We start from the raw sequence: 17,573 nt of genomic DNA, 5'->3' as shown, positions 1-17,573 counted from the left end.
CAATTTTTAACAAAAACAATTTAATAGAATTTTTGATTCAACTTCTAAGAGAAAATATTTAATACACTTCGCCAATCACTATGCCTGTTTCATTTACACTTTTGCTAAGTTCCAATACGTTATCTACTTCGTTTTTATTTACGATTGCTATTAAACCTATTCCAAGATTGAATACTTCTCTCATTTCTTCGTCATCAATATCCCCAATTTTTTTAATCAATTGAAATATTACCGGAATTTCCCATGAGTGCCAATCAATTTTCATTTTCAAATTTTCTGGAAGAACTCTTTTAGTATTGCCTACTATTCCACCACCTGTAATATGTGAGAATGCTTTTATAGAAAAATTTTCTTTCAATAAATTTATCAATTGAAGATAAGATTTGTGAATTTTTAATAATTCTTGGCCAAGTGTATTATTAAGTTCATCTATGAAATCATTTAATTTGAATTTATCAAGCAAGACTTTTCTTGCAAGTGAATATCCATTTGTATGTAATCCATTTGAAGGAAAACCAATTAATACATCCTCTTTTTGAACATTTCTGCCGTCAATAATTTTATCCTGTTCAACAAAACCAACAATAGTTCCCGCCACATCGTATTCATCTTCGGCATAGATGCCTGGCATTTCTGCTGTTTCGCCACCAATTAAAGCAACATTATTTTCTTTACAGGCAATTGAAAATCCTTTAATAATTTGTTCGGCTTTTTCAGGGATTAATTTCCCAAATGCAATATAATCCATAAAATATTGAGGCTCTGCTCCACAAACTGCAATATCATTAACACAGTGGTTGACTAAATCCTGCCCAATCGTATCGTGTTTATTCATCATCATAGCAATTTTAATTTTCGTTCCTACACCATCAACACTCGAAACAAGAACTGGATTATTCCACTTTTTCAAATCAATTTTATAAAAAGCTCCAAAATGGCCTATGCCGTGCAAAACATTTTGATTAAATGTAGATTTAGCAAGTAACTTAATTCTATCTACAGTATTTTCACCTGCCTGTATGTTTACACCGGCATCTTTATAACTAATTCCCACTAAATCCTCTAAATTTTTTACAGCAAATATAAGAATATTAATCCCGAATTATAAGTTAACCCCCTTTTAAAATGATAAAATTTTATTGTTCAGTTTAACCCCATTAAATTTTTTTGCGATAAGCGAAAAACAATTTGCGTTAACTTGAAACTTTAAGTCAAATAAAATTGTCTTATGCGACGCATTGAAGAGTTAATCATCTAATCTGAAAAATTGTCAAAATTTTGATATTTTTGAAGCCACGATTAGGATGGATAAGTGTATGCAGGATTATCAATTAAAAGATAGGGAAAAAGCAATACTTAGATTTGTAATACACCAGTTTATTTTGACAGCAAGTCCTGTAGGCTCAAGAAATATTTCGAAGAAATATAATATTGGTTTATCTCCTGCTTCAATTAGAAATATTATGGCAGATTTAGAGGAGTTAGGGTATTTAGACCACCCTCACACTTCAGCAGGAAGAGTGCCTACAGACAAAGGTTACCGTGTCTATGTGGATTCATTAATGGATCCGCCAAAACTTGATTCACAAGCCAAACATCTTATAGATATTAATTTAAGTCAGGCTTCAAGCGAAACAGAAGAACTGCTTAAAATAACAACAAACATTTTGAGTGATTTAACAAATCAGCTTGCAATGGTAACTTATCCAAAATTTGAACAAGCAGTTCTTGAAAAAATTCAGATTGTCCAGCTTTCTTCTACGAGAATTCTTGTTGTTGTTACTGTAAAGTCAGGATTAATAAGAACCATCACACTTGAAATTGATGCTGAAGTCAAAGAGGACCAGTTAGCTGTAGTTCAACATCTTTTGAACGAAAAACTATCTGGCTTAAAATTTTTTGAAATTAGAAATACGATTGGCGAAAGAATTAAAGATTTCGACAAAGAAATTTATAGACCCATTATTAGAGTTTTTCTTGATTCTGTTGACAGAATTTTTACAGATATTCCAAGCGACAAAGTTGTTGTCTCAGGTGCTAAAAATATTCTCAAACAACCTGAATTCGCAGACCATGAACAATTCCAGAGCATAATTGAATTAATTGAAAATAAAGATATTATAATTCATATACTCGACAAAAAGCCTTCTGCAAAAAACGATGAAGTTCTTGTCACAATTGGAGAAGAAAACAAAGATGAAAAGTTTTCTGATTATAGTATGATTACAAAAGAGTACAAGATAGGCGATTTGCAGGGGACTGTAGGAATTATGGGTCCTAAAAGAATGGATTATTCAAAAATTATTGCTGCAGTTGTTTATGTTGCACAACAGCTTTCAGAAGAATTAACTAAACAAAGATAATATGAGGAAAAAGAAAAAGACTATGGAAGATAAAACACTTCAAGAACAAAACAATCAAGCTGAATTATCGAACGAACAGAAAGAGAATGAGCAAAAAGAAATTGAAGCCAAAGAAAATCTAAACCAAACAGAAGATTCTTCACTTCAATTTGATTTACTTGAAAAACAAATCCAAGAATTAGAAGAAAAAATTTCTGAACTCGAAAAAAATAACAGTGAATTAAAAGATGCATTTTTAAGAAAAGCAGCAGAATTTGAAAATTATAAAAGAAGAACCGAAAACGACCAGCTCAATTTAATTAAATATGCTGCTGAGCCTTTTATAAAAAGTATTCTTACAGTTTATGATGACCTTGAAAGATCTCTAAATCATATTAATGGCGATAACAATTTTGAATCATTAAAAAAAGGACTGGAACTTATTTATGATAAATTCACAAAAATTCTTAACTCTCATGGTATAAAGAAAATTGATGCTATTGGTCAACCTTTTAATGTTGAACTTCATGAAGCTTTAATGCAAAAACCAGCCGAAGGTGTTCCGCCTCATACTGTTATTGAAATTTTAGAACATGGTTATATTTATCAGGATAAAGTTATTCGTCATGCAAAGGTTATTGTAAGTTCAGATACATCATCAGAAGAAAATAATTCCGGTTCACAAAACAATAATCAAGGATAGAAATTATGGCTAAAAGAGATTATTACGAAGTCTTAGGTGTTAGCAGAGATGCAACAGAAGAAGAAATAAGAAAGGCTTATAGAAGACTTGCAATGCAGTATCATCCGGATAGAAATCCCGGTAATAAAGAAGCAGAAGAAAAATTTAAAGAAGCTGCCGAAGCATACGAAGTTCTTAGCAATGCAGAAAAAAGAGCTAAATACGACAAATATGGACATAGTGGATTACGTGGTGGAGAAGATTTCCATGGCTTTGAAAATGTAAATGATATATTCAGTCACTTCTCCGATATTTTTGGAAGTGCTTTCGGAGGCTCTTCAATTTTCGATGACTTCTTTGGAACTTCTACATCTCAGAGAACACAAAAGAAAACTACAGGAACTCCTGGTTCTGATCTTAAAATAACTCTTAAACTTACACTCGAAGAAATTGCAACAGGGACTACAAAGAAAGTCAAAATTAAAAAATATATAAAATGTGATACATGTGGTGGAACTGGAGCTCGAGCTTCTTCTGGTTATAAAACCTGTACAATGTGCAATGGGACAGGTGAAATCAGACAAGTATCGAGGTCTATCTTTGGACAGTTTGTAAATATCACTACATGTAAAAATTGTGGTGGAACTGGTAAAGTAATTTCAGAACCCTGCCCAACTTGTTCAGGTGATGGAAGAGTTTATGGTGAAACTACTATCAAAATCAATGTGCCTGCAGGAGTTCACGACGGCAGTTATATGACTTTAAGAGGTGAAGGCAATGCAGGCAAAAATGGTGGACCAGCTGGTGATATAATCGTTGTGTTCCAGGAACTTCCTCATCAATATTTTACAAGAGATGGAGACAATGTAATTTATGAATTATTCATAAGCTTTCCAGAAGCTGTATTAGGCACTGAAGTTGAAGTTCCAACTTTAACAGGAAAAGCAAAATTAAAAATTGAACCGGGAACTCAACCAGGAAAATATCTCAAGATGCGCGAAAAAGGAATTCAACATCTCAACAGCCATGGTGCTGGGGACCAACTTGTAAAAATTAATATTCATGTTCCTAAAAATATAACTGCAAAAGAAAGAGAATTGCTCAAAGAACTTCAGAAAATGCCAAATATAAAAGTGGGCGAATAAATTTTTTCCCAATCTTTGAATAGGCGAGGTAAACTATCGACCTTTTCAAAAAAATATCAAGAAAATTTGGCTTTACTGAATTAGAATCAAAAGTAATTTTATTTCTTTTGATTGCGCTCTTTGTTGGTGCTGCAATAAACTTTTTAAAAAACAGTAGAAATAAAAATTTTCTCGAATATAATTATTCAAAAGACGATAGTCTTTTTTTTGGCTATCAACTTTCTCAAAATGACTCTACGGAAAAATATGTAAATCTGGGAGTTGATTATCAATGGGAACTTTTAGATTTTAGCAACGAAAAATTAAAAGAAAATATAAATAAAGAAAAAAAAGATACTTTTAAGTTAGTAAATATTAACTCGGCAAATTTTTCAGAGCTAATAAGTTTACCGGGAATTGGTGAAAAAACAGCTATTGAAATTATTAACTACAGAAAAAATAGTGGAGCATTTAATAACATAAATGATTTGCTGAAAATTAAAGGCATCGGTAAATCAAAATTAGATAAAATAAAAAGCAGAATCACATTTAAGTAAATCTTTTTGGAGGAAAAATAATGAACCCAAAGTCAGAACCATGGTATATTCACGCTATCTTATATGTAATAATTGCTGTTTTGGTGTATGTATTAATTAAGGTTGCATACATAGATCCAAATGAAATTATCGAAAAAGAAAAATATTACAAACAAGAATCAAGACTAAGAATGTCTAATCTCCGTGCAGCAGAAAAATTATGGGAAGCAAAGTATGGAAAATTTACAGACAATCTTAATGACCTGATTAATTTTCTAAAGAATGACCCAAGTGTAAAAAAAGCTATAGAAGGAGTCGACACAGTAACAGGTAAATCAACAAACCCATTTGTTAAATTATCTGATGGCAATTTAGTGTGGGATTCTATTACACACTCACCAAAATCAGGTAAACCTTATATAGTTATGGTAGATACCTCAGTTAGTGCAGATACAATAATTGATAGACGCGGCAGAATAATTAAGATTGATTCAATTAAAACAATTGGACAAAGATATTTTATTCAATGTCCTGATGGTTATGGAACAATAGGCGACCTTAGAAGCGATGCTCTGAAAAATACTGCATCATGGGAATAAAATTGTTTGAGTCAATGTGTTTGAAAATCATATTGGCATAAATTTAACTGAAACCAAATTTCAACTTGTAGAGGTAAGCTATAAACAAAATTCATTTTATCTGGAAAATGTAGACCAGATAATTTTCAAAGAAAATTTAAGCCCTTCTTTTATGAAGGGCTTAAATTCTGATAATGAATCGAGGCTCTTTACAAATCTCCAAGAATCTTTCAATAAAGTCATTTCAAAAAAAAATCCTGTTTCAAAATATGTTTCATTCTCACTGCCAGATGAGTTCTTTATTATTTTTGAAATTCCATTCGACCCAATTCTAACCAGAAAAGATTTAATTGAGCATTTCAAGTGGGAATTTTCAGTTTTGTTTCCATACTTAGATAGCAATGAATATCTCATACAACATATTGAAGTAAATAAAACATCTATTCGCCGGGAAGAATATGCTATTGTTTTTTCACTAAATAAAAAAATCGTAAATGCAATAAATAAATTTTGCAAATCAAACAACCTCCAGTTAAAATACATTGACAATGCTCATCTTTCTTCAACTGCTTTCTTGCATTTATTAGAAAATACAACCGAAGAAAATATTACATTCAGCTTTTATATTGACCAAAATTATTCTTCATTTGCTGCAATAGAAAATAAATTTCCATTTTACTTCAAAGTAATTGATACATTGAAAATACCGAATAGTATTGATGAAATATTTTCACAACTTTCGAAATATGGTATTACATACGATTCTGCAAATCAAATAATAATTTGTGGACAAAGTATTACTGACGAAGCAATTTTAAAACTGGAAGAAAAGTTTAACCAGAAATTAAAAAAAATTAATCCTTTTGAGAGATTGAAAATTGAGGAATCCTTAAAGAAAAATCCTTTTTATACATCACAATTCAACTCATTCACAGCTGCAGCTGGAATGGCATTAAGAGTTATATGAGAATAATATCTGGAATATATAAAGGACGAACAATAAAATTTCCCAACTCAAAACTTGTGCGTCCTACAACAGATAAAGTCAAAGAATCTTTATTTAACTACTTGAATAATCAAATAGACTTTGAGGGAATAAAAGTATGTGATATTTACGCGGGTTCAGGTTCGCTCGGATTAGAAGCTTTGAGTCGAGGTGCAGAAGAAGTTCATTTTGTTGAAAAAGATTTTTTTGTTGTCAAAGTTTTGAAAGAAAATATTTCTTCCCTTGATGCGAAAAATAAATGCAAGATATTCAAAACTGAAGCATTAAGATTTTCGAAAATGAAAAATCATGAAAGATACAATTTAATTTTAGCAGACCCTCCATTCTTTAAAGACGACATTCACTCTGTAGTTCAGAATTTACTCGAACGAAACTTTTTAAGTGAAAATGGAATTTTATTAGTTGAAAGGTCTATCCAGACCAAAGAAAAAGATATTGAGAACTTTCAATGCGAACCTTTCAAAAAAATTGGAGACAGTTTAATTTACTTATTCATAAATAAATCATAATAAAAATTTTTCAAACATTTAGAGAGATTATTATGGCAAAAGTAATTTATCCGGGAACATTTGATCCAGTAACTAATGGTCACATAGATATCGTAAAAAGAGCGAGTGAACTTTTTGACGAGGTTGTTGTAACTGTAGCTCGCAATCCAATGAAAACAGCGTTGTTTACAGTCGAAGAAAGATTAGAAATGCTGAAAGAAAGCCTGAAAGATTTTAAGAATGTTATTGTTGATTCTTTCGATGGACTTGTAGTTGACCATGCAAAACAAGTGGGGGCAATTGGGATAATAAGAGGATTAAGAGCAGTAAGCGATTTTGAATATGAATTTCAAATGGCATTAATGAACAGAAAATTAGCTGGAGATATTACCACAATTTTATTGATGCCGCATGATAAATACACTTACTTAAATTCCACAATTGTTAGAAACCTTGCTCAGTTTCATGGCAATGTGTCAGAATTTGTTCCGCCAATTGTAGAAAAAAAATTAAAAGAGAAATTTGGTTATTAAAAATTTTTCGGCTAATAATCTAAACTATTTTCATCTGGTATGATGAATTAAATAACTCAGGAACATCAAAATTCAATAAAAATTCTTTAATTCTTTTTTCTGATAACTTCACATAATTCTTATTTATTTCATAACCAATAAAATGTCTGAACGATTTAATAGCTGCGATAGCTGTTTGTCCACTTCCCATGAATGGGTCTAATACCACTTCATCTTTGAAAGTATAAAGCTGTATAAGTCGATAAGGCAACTCTACAGGAAAAGGTGCAGGATGACCAATTTTAGTAGCAGGTTCAGCTGAAAAAGTCCACACGCTTTTAGTAAATTCAAGAAATTCTTCTTTTGAAATAGTACTTTCCCTGCCAAAATTTTCTCTTGAAAAACTACCTTTCGAAAAAATTAAAATATATTCATGTATATCTCTTAAAGTAGGATTTTTGGCTGAAAGCCAACTTCCCCATGCTGTAGATGGGCTACCACTCGAAGCTTTATTCCAGATAACTTCCCCTCTCATTAAAAAACCTAAACTTAACATGTCTTCAATTATAAAAGCATGAAGTGGTATGTAAGGTTTTCGTCCTAAATTAGCAATGTTGATACATGCTCGTCCTCCAGGAACAAGTACTCTTCTTACTTCTTCCCAAACTTTTTTAAGAAATTCCCTATACTCATCTAAAGTGAGATTTTCATCATATTCTTTACCCACATTATAGGGCGGGGATGTAATCATTAAATGAATGCTATTATCAGGTAATTCTTTCATACACACACTTGATTTACAAAATATCTTATCCAAATTATCATTAGATATTGGAGATTCTACATATTTTACATTTTCTTCTTTAGGCACTCCTTCGTAAAGTTTGCTTGAATAAAACATTGTCGAGTCATGATTTATTCTTCCTGGAGAGCCAAATTTACTTGTTTTAGTGCCATTTTTTCTTTTATTCATTATCTAAAATTCCTACTTCCATTCCAACTTTTTCAGCTCTTGAACTTTCCAGTTCTGCTAATTGAAACATAAAGGGCAATTTATTTTTATCTTTTTAACAAGTTTTTCATCATAAAATATTTCAACAACTCGACTACTCATAAACAAATCTATCCCCTACATTTCTTTCTCTGCAACAAGTAGCTTACCTTCAACAAACAGACCGTGTTCTAAATGTCTCTTTCTAATATAAACAATCCCATCTTCATTATGAGGTTCTCCATAAATTGAGTGAACGGATTTTAAACCTCCCAGATATTTACGTGCATCAGAAAGATAAACAAGGTCACCGGGTTCTGCAGCCATTTTATGCATATCTCTTTTTGAAAAATTCAATATATCATCATTGTCATCTTTAACTAACTTCCAGTGAACTTTTACAACTTCACCTTCGCGTTCATTTAATTTTCTTCCTTTGAAATATTCTTTAGCTTTATGAATAGACCAGATTGTAAGACCTTCTGTTTGCCTTTCTGCGTTATATTTAACATAATGAGTTGAAATAAGAGCAACAAAGAACGATGCAATTATAGTTGATGTCATTAAAAATCCAAGTGAAAAAGTTTCCAGTCTTAAAACAGCAACCAAAATATCAATTATAAAGACAATTGCCGTAAATGCTATTACAGGATACATTATAAAATGTCTTTTAGAATTAATTATTACATCTGAAAGTTTTCTTAATTGTCGCTGAAAAATTGTGGCAAGTACAGCAAGAGAGACACAAACAATTAGATTATAAAGAGCACTCATATAAGTGTATGGATGTACGGGGTCATAAGGTGTTCCGTGTGCAATAGGTCTAATTAACTCATAAGGAAATCTATTTCCCAAAAGCATTAATGAAATTCCGCCTATAACAGTTGTTATCAGTCCAGCAGGTGTAAATTTTTTCCAGAATGCACCAAAGAAAATTGCAACCATTAATGGAGGCGTTAATGTTGCATGAAAGAATGCATGAGCTTGATAAACAGTTGGATATGATGCGAATGCATAAACAGCCAATACTCCAAGCAGTGTAATTCCAATTGTAGAAATTCTTGCAATTAGCATTGCTTTTTTTTCCTGAAGTCGTTCACTTCTGCTTAACTTTTTAAGCCATATTCTAATTGGTCTATCTACATCATTAACATAGATTGCAGAGGCAGCATTAACAAGAGTACTTACTGTTGACATCAAAGCGGCCGCAATAGCTGCTACCACAAAACCAAATACTCCTGGACCGGTAAGTATATTCGCAACTACAATAAAAATTGAATCTGGATTTACATCAGGAGGAATAATTTCAGGGTTCATAACAGAAATTGCTTTTGCTACCCATCCACCGCCGCCAACTACAATAGCAGAAATTGGAAGCATAAAAAGAATATTTACAGCTGCTGCTTTCCTTCCTTCATGAACATTTTTTGTTGCCATAAATCTCATTATTAGTCCCATATTCATAAACAGAAATCCAACTGAACCTGCAATAGCATCTTCCCAGAATGTTCCTACAGAATTAAATTCAGCAGGTGAATTGAACCCTGCAAAAGGAAGTTTCCAGCTTGTGGGAAGCAAATGCCAGAACGAAGACCAACCGCCTACATACGATATGCCCAGAAAGAATACCAATAATCCAGCTGCGAGCAAAATTGTGCCTTGAACTAAATCAGTAAAGATGACGGCTGTTTGCCCACCAAAAGTTATATAAATTCCAGTAATTAGTGCAGTAACCCAGATTAAGCCCATTAAAGTGACATGAACTTGAACACCAAAGATTGTAAAACTTTCAGGCATAAGTGGAAGGATTGCTTTCCCCATTGTAAGAAATCCTATTCCAACATAACCGATTAAATATAACAATTGAAGAATGGTAACAAGAAATCTGGCCGAAGGAGAAAATCTCCTTTCAAAATACTCAGGAATAGAACGTATTTTTGAATAAACTATGATTGGTAACCAACCAAACATAAAGAAAGGAACAAAGAACCAGTCATTTATATATGACATCGAAGATGAAAAACCATATTTAAATCCCATAGCAGAATATTTCACAAAACTATGACTGCTAATGCCTGTTGCAACAATAGACATAGCAATAAGCCACCAGCTGAATCTTCTACCACCAAAGAAAAAATCATTTGTGTCTTTATTATATTTTGCAAAATAAGAACCGAATAAAAGCATTGTTATCATGTAGATAACAAGAACTATCCAGTCGAGTTGTGTACCAATATTATTTAATTGTGCCATATTAATCTCACAAGTAAAGTGCAGCAATTATTAGAAATGCATGAAGTGCCATGAAGTAAAAATATCCAAATATTAATACTTTCCACCAGAAGCGGTGTCGTTTCAATCTCATATCAAGTGCTTTTGTTTTGCGGATTAATATTAAACCCGCCACAAAAAAAATTCCGCCTCCGACATATAGATAAATGAAAGGCAGCCAGGAATTAAAAAATGTAGGCATGCTGTAAAACCTAAAAATTTTGTATGCCAAATTAGGAGGCTAAAATTTTATACGCAAATAAAATCTATGTTTATAGTTCAATAGAAAGATGCATATTATTTCCCCCATAAATGAAAATAAAGTTTACTCTTAATTGCATTTAATAAGCAGTGTATCTAAATTAACTTCCTAAAATTTAATGTTTTCTTTAAACGGAGGTTGATTTATATGGCGATGATGGCCAGAATGAGGAGTTTAGCTCCGTGGTTCATTCTACTCGTTGGTGGTTTATTTGTTCTTTTCATGGTTATTTCAGATTCAAGAGTTCTGGAATTTTTAGGACAGCGTTCTCAGAATGTTGGTTCTATTGAGGGAGAGGAGATTTCTTATCAGGATTTCTCCAATATGGTCGAAAGAGCTAAAGAAAATCAGGAAAGAATGACAGGCCAGCAAATTGACGAAAGTCAAATGGATTTCTTTAGAGACCAAGTCTGGGATGCAATTGTTACTCAAAAATTACTTCAGAAAAAAATTAAAGAATTTGGAATTGTTGTTACAGATGATGAAGTAAGAGAAGCTTTACTTGGTCCTAATCCCCCGGAAGAATTAAGGCGTCAATTTACAGATTCTGCTGGTGTTTTTAATAGACAACTTTATGAACAAGCTCTTAGAGACCCCAGAAATAAACAAATTGTTCTCTATTATGAAGATTTAATTAGAGAACAACTGCAGCAACAAAAGCTTCAGGAATATTTATTTGCTTCGGTCGTAGTCGGTGATGAAGAAGTAAAAGAACATTTTATCAGACAAAACATCAAAATGCGAGCAGATTATGTTCTTGTAAATGTCAATACAATTCCAGAAAATGAAATTAAAATTTCTGAAGACGAATTAAAAAAATATTATAATGCTCACAAGGAAGATTATAAAATAGAACCTTCTAGAAAACTTAAATATGTTCTTTTCCGTCGCCTGCCGTCAAAGAGTGATTCAATCGGAATAAAAAATAATCTCGAAGCAATTGTCGCAAAAATTAAAAGCGATACTGCTTCATTTAAGTCATATGTCCAGATTTATTCTGACCAGCCTTATAGAAGAGATACAATTTCAATTACCGCTCTTCCTGTTGAAGCTAGAGATATTCTTCTTAAATCCAATAAAGGCGATGTAATTGGACCAATTGCTACTTATGAAGGATATGTAGTTTATAAATTAATTGACAGAGTAAAATCCAAAAACGAAGCTGTTCGAGCTTCACATATTTTAGTTCGTTCAACAGGAAATGACAAAGAAGATCTTGATAAAGCAAATCAAATTTATAATGAATTAATAAAAGGAGCTGATTTTGCTACTGTCGCAAAATCAAAATCGAATGACCCGGGTTCTGCTTCAAACGGAGGCGATTTGGGCTGGTTCACAAAAGGTCAGATGGTTAAAGAATTCGAAGAAGCCTGCTTTAAAGGAAATATTGGAGTGATTCAAAAACCTGTTAAAACTGTTTATGGCTATCATATTATAAAAGTTACAGGCAAATTAAATGAAGATTTCGTAATCGAAAAAATTGTGAACAAAATTCAAATCTCTGGCTCAACATTAGATAAACTTTATCAGGATGCATCAGATTTTGCATATGTAGCAAAAGAAAATGGTTTTGAATCAGAAGCAAAACTGATGAAGTATGATGTAATTGAAACTCCACCTTTTACAGAAGATGCTATTGCAATTCCAGGCTTGGGTGTAAACAAAGCTCTGGTTAAATGGGCATTCGAAAACGGACTTGGCGAAGTAAGTGATGTATTCAAAGTTCCAGCAGGTTATGTAGTGGTCAAAATCTCTGATGTTACAAAAGCCGGATTTAAAGACTTTAATGAAGTTAAAAATATTGTAAGAGCAAAAGTGCTTCAGGAAAAAAGATTTGAAAAAGCTCTTTCTATAGCAAAACAAATTCGAGCAAAATTAGGTGATAACGGCGATAAACAATTAGCCTTAACCGTATGGGATAAAGCACGCGTTGATTCTACAGCTGAATTTACATCAGCAGGCTCAATTCCAAATCTTGGGATTGAATATGCATTTGCAGATTATGCTCTAAAGGGCGAACTAAATAAATGGTCACAGCCAGTTAAAGGAAATATGGGGGTTTATTTAATAAATGTAAGATACAGAACAAAATTTGACACCAATACTTATGAACTTCAAAAACTTGCAATAAGAAGAGAACTTGCACAGAACAAAAAAGCTTATTTGCTTAATCTTTGGCTACAGGAAATTAAAAAACAAGCCAACATTGTAGATAACCGACATCTGTTTTATCGATAAAAATTATAACACCTAAATTCAAAGCCGTGACTAAAACTCACGGCTTTTTTATTATTCTCTTTACCATTTCCCTCAAATAAAAAAATAATTACATTTAAGAAAAATAATTTCAGCTGTTAACCTGATTATGCTTAATAAGAGCCTGATAATACTTTGTTTATCATCTACATTAATTTGTTCACAAGTAATTTCGAAATTCGATTTTACGATTAATTACAATTACACAAACACTTCAAAATTATTTCTACAACCCAAATCTTCTGATTTAATTGTTAGGACAACTTATAATGAATTGGAGGACATTTATAGTTTTTCCGGGGAAGTTCGTTTTCAAATTTTTGAATCCCTTTACACAGGCTTATGGTTAGAAACAATGAAAAAAACTTTTACCAACAAAAATTTTAATCTTGGAAGCATAAGCATTGACATCAATGATGGATACCGGATAATTCCTTTAGAATTAAGTCTATATTATTTTCTTCCTTTTTCAACAGAAAAATTCAAATTTTATATGGGAGGAGGATTTGGATTTTATTTTGGTAAAAGTCTTCGTCAGTTCGAAAATATCTCGGCAATAAATGATGGAGCTAATATTGGCTACGGCATTCAAGTTTCTGTTTTAATGGAATATCTAATTTATGATTTTCTTTTTATAAGAACTCAAATGAGATTTCGCGACCCTGAAATTGAATTGAACAGCAAATATTCAAGCAATTCTTTTACATACAAAAACAGAACTTATTACATTCACTCACAAAATTTTACTACAAAAGTTAATGTTGATGGAATTACTTTTTCAATCGGGATTGGTTTTCGTCTTTAATTTCAATTAATGTAAGGTAAGATAAGTTTATTTATATTTGCCAATAAATTTTTGTAAAAAGTATGCGCATTTATTTAACAGGATTTATGGCAAGTGGAAAAAGCACAATTGGACCAATACTCTCCAATGTGCTTGGATTAGATTATTACGACCTTGACCAGGAAATTGAAGAACACGAGAAATCTACTATCGTAGAAATATTTGAAAAAAAAGGAGAACCTTATTTCCGAAATCTCGAAAGCGAGATTCTCAAAAAGTTAATTCAAAAAGACAATGTTGTGATTTCTCTTGGAGGAGGAACTATAACATTTCCTCAAAATTATGAACTAATGAAAAACACTGGCAAAATTGTTTATCTTAAAGTTTCTCCTGAAGAAATTTACAAAAGACTTAAGAGTAAAACCGACAGACCATTATTCCGTGAATTTGTATTAAACGAAACTCCAAAAGAAGAATTCATAAAAAGAATTAACGAACTGCTCGAAAAAAGAAAACCATTTTACGAAAAAGCAGATTTAATAATTGAAACCAATTTAACACCAATTGGAATAACCGTAGATAATATTGCAAAAAAAATAATGAGAATAATAAATGAAAAAGATTGATATAAAAATTCCGAACAATCCTTATCAAGTTTTCATTGGCAGCGGTATCTTCAATAAACTTGCTGATTTTGAAATTATAAAAGCCAATAAAAATTTTTTTCTTGTTGTTGATAAAAACCTTTATCTGAACCATCAAGAAATTATTTCTTTATTTTATGAAAAACTTAATGGCAAAAAATTTCTTCATGTATACGAAGCAACAGAAGAAAACAAATCTTTTAACTCACTTAAAAAAATTTTTTCTCAATTAATTAAAAATAATTTTGGAAGAGATACATTATTGATTTCAATTGGCGGAGGAATAACCGGCGACATTGCTTCGTTTGCTGCATCAACTTATTCAAGAGGAATAAAATACATTCAGGTGCCAACAACTTTGCTATCTATGGTAGACAGTTCTGTTGGAGGAAAAACCGGAATTAATTTCGGCAACACAAAAAATATTATTGGTTCATTTTATCAGCCAGAATTAGTATTGATTGATACAAATTTTCTAAAAACTCTTCCTCGTGATGAAATAATTTGTGGATTGGGAGAAATTGTAAAATATGGTTTACTAATCGACGATGACTTTTATAATGAAATAAAAAATAAACTTCAAAAACTTGTTGATATTAACAACAATGTTATTGAAGATGTAATTAAAAAATGTGTTCAATTCAAAGGTGACATTGTAAAAAATGATGAAAAAGAAAAATCGGGTTTAAGAAAAATTTTAAATCTTGGTCATACTTTTGCTCATGCAATTGAAATTGAACAAAAACACAATATAAAACACGGACAGGCTGTAATTGTTGGACTTGCCTGTGCGCTTCATCTTTCAAACAAATTAAATCTTCTCAATGATTTCAGGCTTGAAGCGTACCTCCCTCTGCTTATCAAATTTTCTGATTCAATTGATATCCAAAAATATAATCCAAACAAACTTTATGATATCATGAAACGAGACAAAAAGAACAAGGATGCCAAGATTAAATTTGTGCTGTTGAAAAAAGCAGGTCAATTAGTCATAGATGTTGAAGCCAACAAAGAAGATGTTATCTATGCATTGAATAATGGAATTCAATATTACAAAGCTTAGTTTATGTTGATAAAAAAAATTTCCATTTCAACAATCTTACTTTTTTTCTTAAGCTTTATTGCAATTCATTCACAGGTTAATGAAATAAGAGCTGTTTGGATAGCAACTAATCACAGACTGGACTGGCCACCTCCAACTTTTAATATTGAGGTTCAGAAAGAAGCATTAAAAGAAATTTTTGACAGCGCTAAATCAAAAAATCTAAATACAATTTATTTTCAGGTAAGAAGTAATGGAACAGTTTTATTCAAATCTTCTTTCGAACCTTTCTCTTTATATATTGATGGAAAAGGTGGAATGCCTTATGACCCGCTTCAATTTGCTATAGAAGAGGCACATAAAAGAGGTCTTGAAATTCATGCATGGATAAATACTGTGCAGGTTTTTGCAGGAAGTGAGTTAAATGTAATAAATAATCCAAATCACATTATTCAAAATAAGCCTGAATGGATTGTTGAAGACATTAAAAATAATTCAAAGTCATACTGGTTAAATCCAGGTTTGTTAGAAGTAAGAGAATATCTTTCCAATCTGATAAAAGAACTTGTTGAAAATTATGATGTTGATGGAGTTCATCTGGATTATATTCGTTATCCGGGAAAAAATTTTAATGATGATTCAACTTTCAAATTATATGGAAAAAATTTATCCAGAGATGAATGGAGAAGAAAAAATATTACGGATTTAATTTCATTAATCAATAAAAAAATCAAAGCTGTCAAACCAAACATTCAGCTTGGAGCTACACCAATTGGTATTTACAAAAATCACAAAGGAATGAATGGATGGGAAGGATTTTATGAAGTTTATCAGGATACTAAAGACTGGCTTAAAAAAGGAATTATTGATTATATAACACCACAAATTTATTGGTCTTTTGATGATAAATATCAATTCGATATTCTTGCCAAGGACTGGGTTGAAAATTCTTACGGCAAAAAAGTTATAATTGGAATAGGTGCATTTAAAGATGCGGTCAAAAATGAAATAGAAAGAATGATTGAATATTCAAGAAAGATTGGTGCTGATGGTGTGGCATTTTTCCGATATTCAAACATCAAGGATTATAAATTCCTCGCATTTAATGATAATACCTTAATAACAAAATTTGAATCAACCAAGAATAACCTTACAACAACCAAAGCAGAAAATATTTACAAGCATGAAAACAATGAATTTGAAGACATTACTCCCATAGAAAATTTTTCTTCTTTCAATAATCAGTTTTTAAAACCAGCACTCATTAAAAAGTCAAACAATTATTCAGAGATAATAATTTATTCTGAATCAGATGATGAAATTATTGTAAAAGGAGAAACAGAAAAAAGTAATGATGAACCTCTTTTGAAAACTAAAATTAAGCAGGGTAAAAATGTTATAGAATTAAAGATAAATATTGAAGATTATAAAACTATCTTTTTGATATTTCAGAAAGCCAATAAATTGATGAGATTAAAATTATAAAATATTTTTAAGCACAAACCAGGAAATAAAATGAAGAAGAAGAAAAAAAATTTAATATTTCAGATTGTAGTAGTATTGTTAATTTTATCTTTTGCTGTTTATTTAATCATATCGAATATTGCATTTAACAAAGAAAAAGTAAATCCAGAGTTAGAAAAAGCTATGACAGCCAAAGCAGCATATTCATTTACAAAAGAAGGAGAACTTACTTTTGTTAATCACAATGGTGAAATGATTTCAAAACTTGATATTGAGATTGCAGATGATGATGAACAAAGAATGACAGGTTTAATGTTTCGTGATAATATGGAAGAAAATCAAGGAATGTTGTTCATCTTTCCATATGAAGCACCTCAAGCATTCTGGATGAAAAATACAATGATTCCACTTGATATGATTTTTATTAATTCTAAACTGGAAATTGTAAAAATTCATAAAAATACCACTCCTTATTCCGAACAATCATATTCTTCGATTAAACCATCAAAATTTGTAGTTGAAGTAAATGCTGGATACACTGATAAATTTGGAATTAAGGAAGGTGACAAAATTGTATGGCGAAGAGATTAA

General features: G+C 31.3%; 19 protein-coding genes. 14 read left to right on the top strand and 5 right to left on the bottom strand.

Features of this window, described 5'->3' with window-relative positions; all coding sequences use genetic code 11:
• Positions 1-58 precede the first annotated feature (58 nt).
• Positions 59-1,048, bottom strand: coding sequence for a phosphoribosylformylglycinamidine cyclo-ligase (gene purM, locus VJY32_RS09960; protein ID WP_434968538.1), 990 nt, complete (start codon positions 1,046-1,048; stop codon positions 59-61).
• 268 nt (positions 1,049-1,316) lie between these two features.
• On the opposite strand from purM, the gene hrcA reads away from it, so the two are divergent.
• From hrcA to coaD, 8 genes are all read left to right on the top strand, one after another.
• Positions 1,317-2,363 carry a heat-inducible transcriptional repressor HrcA gene (gene hrcA, locus VJY32_RS09955; RefSeq protein WP_353677760.1) on the top strand — a complete coding sequence of 349 codons (1,047 nt, stop codon included), beginning with the start codon at positions 1,317-1,319 and terminating at the stop codon, positions 2,361-2,363.
• 22 nt (positions 2,364-2,385) lie between these two features.
• A complete protein-coding gene (gene grpE / locus VJY32_RS09950) occupies positions 2,386-3,045 on the top strand; it encodes a nucleotide exchange factor GrpE (protein WP_353677759.1) in 660 nt (219 codons plus the stop codon).
• A 5-nt stretch (positions 3,046-3,050) separates the two neighbouring features.
• A complete protein-coding gene (gene dnaJ, locus VJY32_RS09945; RefSeq protein ID WP_353677758.1) occupies positions 3,051-4,169 on the top strand; it encodes a molecular chaperone DnaJ in 1,119 nt (372 codons plus the stop codon).
• Positions 4,170-4,276: 107 nt separating this feature from the next.
• Positions 4,277-4,705 carry a ComEA family DNA-binding protein gene (locus VJY32_RS09940; protein ID WP_353677757.1) on the top strand — a complete coding sequence of 143 codons (429 nt, stop codon included), beginning with the start codon at positions 4,277-4,279 and terminating at the stop codon, positions 4,703-4,705.
• 20 nt (positions 4,706-4,725) lie between these two features.
• On the top strand, positions 4,726-5,283 hold the full coding sequence (locus tag VJY32_RS09935) for a hypothetical protein (protein ID WP_353677756.1): 558 nt from the start codon (positions 4,726-4,728) through the stop codon (positions 5,281-5,283).
• Between the two features lie 16 nt (positions 5,284-5,299).
• On the top strand, positions 5,300-6,229 hold the full coding sequence (locus VJY32_RS09930; RefSeq protein ID WP_353677755.1) for a type IV pilus biogenesis protein PilM: 930 nt from the start codon (positions 5,300-5,302) through the stop codon (positions 6,227-6,229).
• Positions 6,226-6,777 carry a 16S rRNA (guanine(966)-N(2))-methyltransferase RsmD gene (gene rsmD, locus VJY32_RS09925; protein ID WP_353677754.1) on the top strand — a complete coding sequence of 184 codons (552 nt, stop codon included), beginning with the start codon at positions 6,226-6,228 and terminating at the stop codon, positions 6,775-6,777. The genes VJY32_RS09930 and rsmD overlap by 4 nt, the downstream gene beginning before the upstream one ends.
• Positions 6,778-6,809: 32 nt before the next feature.
• Entirely contained in the window at positions 6,810-7,289 is a 480-nt protein-coding gene (gene coaD / locus VJY32_RS09920; RefSeq protein WP_353677753.1) for a pantetheine-phosphate adenylyltransferase, read from the top strand.
• A gap of 19 nt (positions 7,290-7,308) precedes the next feature.
• Here coaD and VJY32_RS09915 read toward each other — a convergent pair whose 3' ends face one another.
• From VJY32_RS09915 to VJY32_RS09900, 4 genes are all read right to left on the bottom strand, one after another.
• Positions 7,309-8,241, bottom strand: coding sequence for a DNA-methyltransferase (locus tag VJY32_RS09915; protein ID WP_353677752.1), 933 nt, complete (start codon positions 8,239-8,241; stop codon positions 7,309-7,311).
• The gene (locus VJY32_RS09910; protein WP_353677847.1) at positions 8,234-8,311 is read right to left on the bottom strand and encodes a ThaI family type II restriction endonuclease; all 78 of its coding nucleotides are present in this window, start codon (positions 8,309-8,311) and stop codon (positions 8,234-8,236) included. The genes VJY32_RS09915 and VJY32_RS09910 overlap by 8 nt, the downstream gene beginning before the upstream one ends.
• 86 nt (positions 8,312-8,397) lie before the next feature.
• A complete protein-coding gene (locus tag VJY32_RS09905) occupies positions 8,398-10,512 on the bottom strand; it encodes a sodium:solute symporter family protein (protein ID WP_353677751.1) in 2,115 nt (704 codons plus the stop codon).
• A gap of 7 nt (positions 10,513-10,519) precedes the next feature.
• A complete protein-coding gene (locus VJY32_RS09900) occupies positions 10,520-10,732 on the bottom strand; it encodes a hypothetical protein (protein ID WP_353677750.1) in 213 nt (70 codons plus the stop codon).
• Between the two features lie 207 nt (positions 10,733-10,939).
• Here VJY32_RS09900 and VJY32_RS09895 point away from each other — a divergent pair, with 207 nt between their 5' ends.
• The 6 genes from VJY32_RS09895 to VJY32_RS09870 all read left to right on the top strand — a co-directional run bounded on the left by VJY32_RS09895 (position 10,940) and on the right by VJY32_RS09870 (position 17,573).
• Entirely contained in the window at positions 10,940-13,030 is a 2,091-nt protein-coding gene (locus tag VJY32_RS09895; protein WP_353677749.1) for a peptidylprolyl isomerase, read from the top strand.
• Positions 13,031-13,403: 373 nt separating this feature from the next.
• Complete coding sequence (locus VJY32_RS09890) at positions 13,404-13,853, top strand: hypothetical protein (RefSeq protein WP_353677748.1); 450 nt, start codon at positions 13,404-13,406, stop codon at positions 13,851-13,853.
• Between the two features lie 62 nt (positions 13,854-13,915).
• Complete coding sequence (locus VJY32_RS09885) at positions 13,916-14,458, top strand: shikimate kinase (protein WP_353677747.1); 543 nt, start codon at positions 13,916-13,918, stop codon at positions 14,456-14,458.
• On the top strand, positions 14,445-15,539 hold the full coding sequence (gene aroB, locus VJY32_RS09880; RefSeq protein WP_353677746.1) for a 3-dehydroquinate synthase: 1,095 nt from the start codon (positions 14,445-14,447) through the stop codon (positions 15,537-15,539). Before VJY32_RS09885 ends, aroB begins: the two co-directional genes overlap by 14 nt.
• A gap of 3 nt (positions 15,540-15,542) precedes the next feature.
• A complete protein-coding gene (locus VJY32_RS09875) occupies positions 15,543-17,003 on the top strand; it encodes a glycoside hydrolase family 10-like protein (RefSeq protein ID WP_353677745.1) in 1,461 nt (486 codons plus the stop codon).
• A gap of 30 nt (positions 17,004-17,033) precedes the next feature.
• Positions 17,034-17,573: a DUF192 domain-containing protein gene (locus VJY32_RS09870; RefSeq protein WP_353677744.1), complete on the top strand. Its 540-nt coding sequence runs from the start codon at positions 17,034-17,036 to the stop codon at positions 17,571-17,573.

The organism is Rosettibacter primus (assembly GCF_036860675.1).
Lineage (GTDB): Bacteria > Bacteroidota > Ignavibacteria > Ignavibacteriales > Melioribacteraceae > Rosettibacter > Rosettibacter primus.
The sequence above is the reverse complement of the archived record's forward strand: the minus strand, read 5'-3'. Positions and strand labels throughout refer to the sequence as shown.

Excerpts from the sequence above, each read along its gene's own strand:
- VJY32_RS09915 (WP_353677752.1), bottom strand. The coding sequence starts at position 8,241 with ATGAATAAAAGAAAAAATGGCACTAAAACAAGTAAATTTGGCTCTCCA.
- VJY32_RS09935 (WP_353677756.1), top strand. The coding sequence starts at position 4,726 with ATGAACCCAAAGTCAGAACCATGGTATATTCACGCTATCTTATATGTA.
- hrcA (WP_353677760.1), top strand. The coding sequence starts at position 1,317 with ATGCAGGATTATCAATTAAAAGATAGGGAAAAAGCAATACTTAGATTT.
- VJY32_RS09895 (WP_353677749.1), top strand. The coding sequence starts at position 10,940 with ATGGCGATGATGGCCAGAATGAGGAGTTTAGCTCCGTGGTTCATTCTA.
- VJY32_RS09875 (WP_353677745.1), top strand. The coding sequence starts at position 15,543 with ATGTTGATAAAAAAAATTTCCATTTCAACAATCTTACTTTTTTTCTTA.
- aroB (WP_353677746.1), top strand. The coding sequence starts at position 14,445 with ATGAAAAAGATTGATATAAAAATTCCGAACAATCCTTATCAAGTTTTC.
- VJY32_RS09870 (WP_353677744.1), top strand. The coding sequence starts at position 17,034 with ATGAAGAAGAAGAAAAAAAATTTAATATTTCAGATTGTAGTAGTATTG.
- VJY32_RS09905 (WP_353677751.1), bottom strand. The coding sequence starts at position 10,512 with ATGGCACAATTAAATAATATTGGTACACAACTCGACTGGATAGTTCTT.
- VJY32_RS09885 (WP_353677747.1), top strand. The coding sequence starts at position 13,916 with ATGCGCATTTATTTAACAGGATTTATGGCAAGTGGAAAAAGCACAATT.
- VJY32_RS09890 (WP_353677748.1), top strand. The coding sequence starts at position 13,404 with ATGAAAAAAACTTTTACCAACAAAAATTTTAATCTTGGAAGCATAAGC.
- dnaJ (WP_353677758.1), top strand. The coding sequence starts at position 3,051 with ATGGCTAAAAGAGATTATTACGAAGTCTTAGGTGTTAGCAGAGATGCA.
- VJY32_RS09900 (WP_353677750.1), bottom strand. The coding sequence starts at position 10,732 with ATGCCTACATTTTTTAATTCCTGGCTGCCTTTCATTTATCTATATGTC.
- grpE (WP_353677759.1), top strand. The coding sequence starts at position 2,386 with ATGGAAGATAAAACACTTCAAGAACAAAACAATCAAGCTGAATTATCG.
- coaD (WP_353677753.1), top strand. The coding sequence starts at position 6,810 with ATGGCAAAAGTAATTTATCCGGGAACATTTGATCCAGTAACTAATGGT.
- rsmD (WP_353677754.1), top strand. The coding sequence starts at position 6,226 with ATGAGAATAATATCTGGAATATATAAAGGACGAACAATAAAATTTCCC.
- VJY32_RS09910 (WP_353677847.1), bottom strand. The coding sequence starts at position 8,311 with ATGTTTCAATTAGCAGAACTGGAAAGTTCAAGAGCTGAAAAAGTTGGA.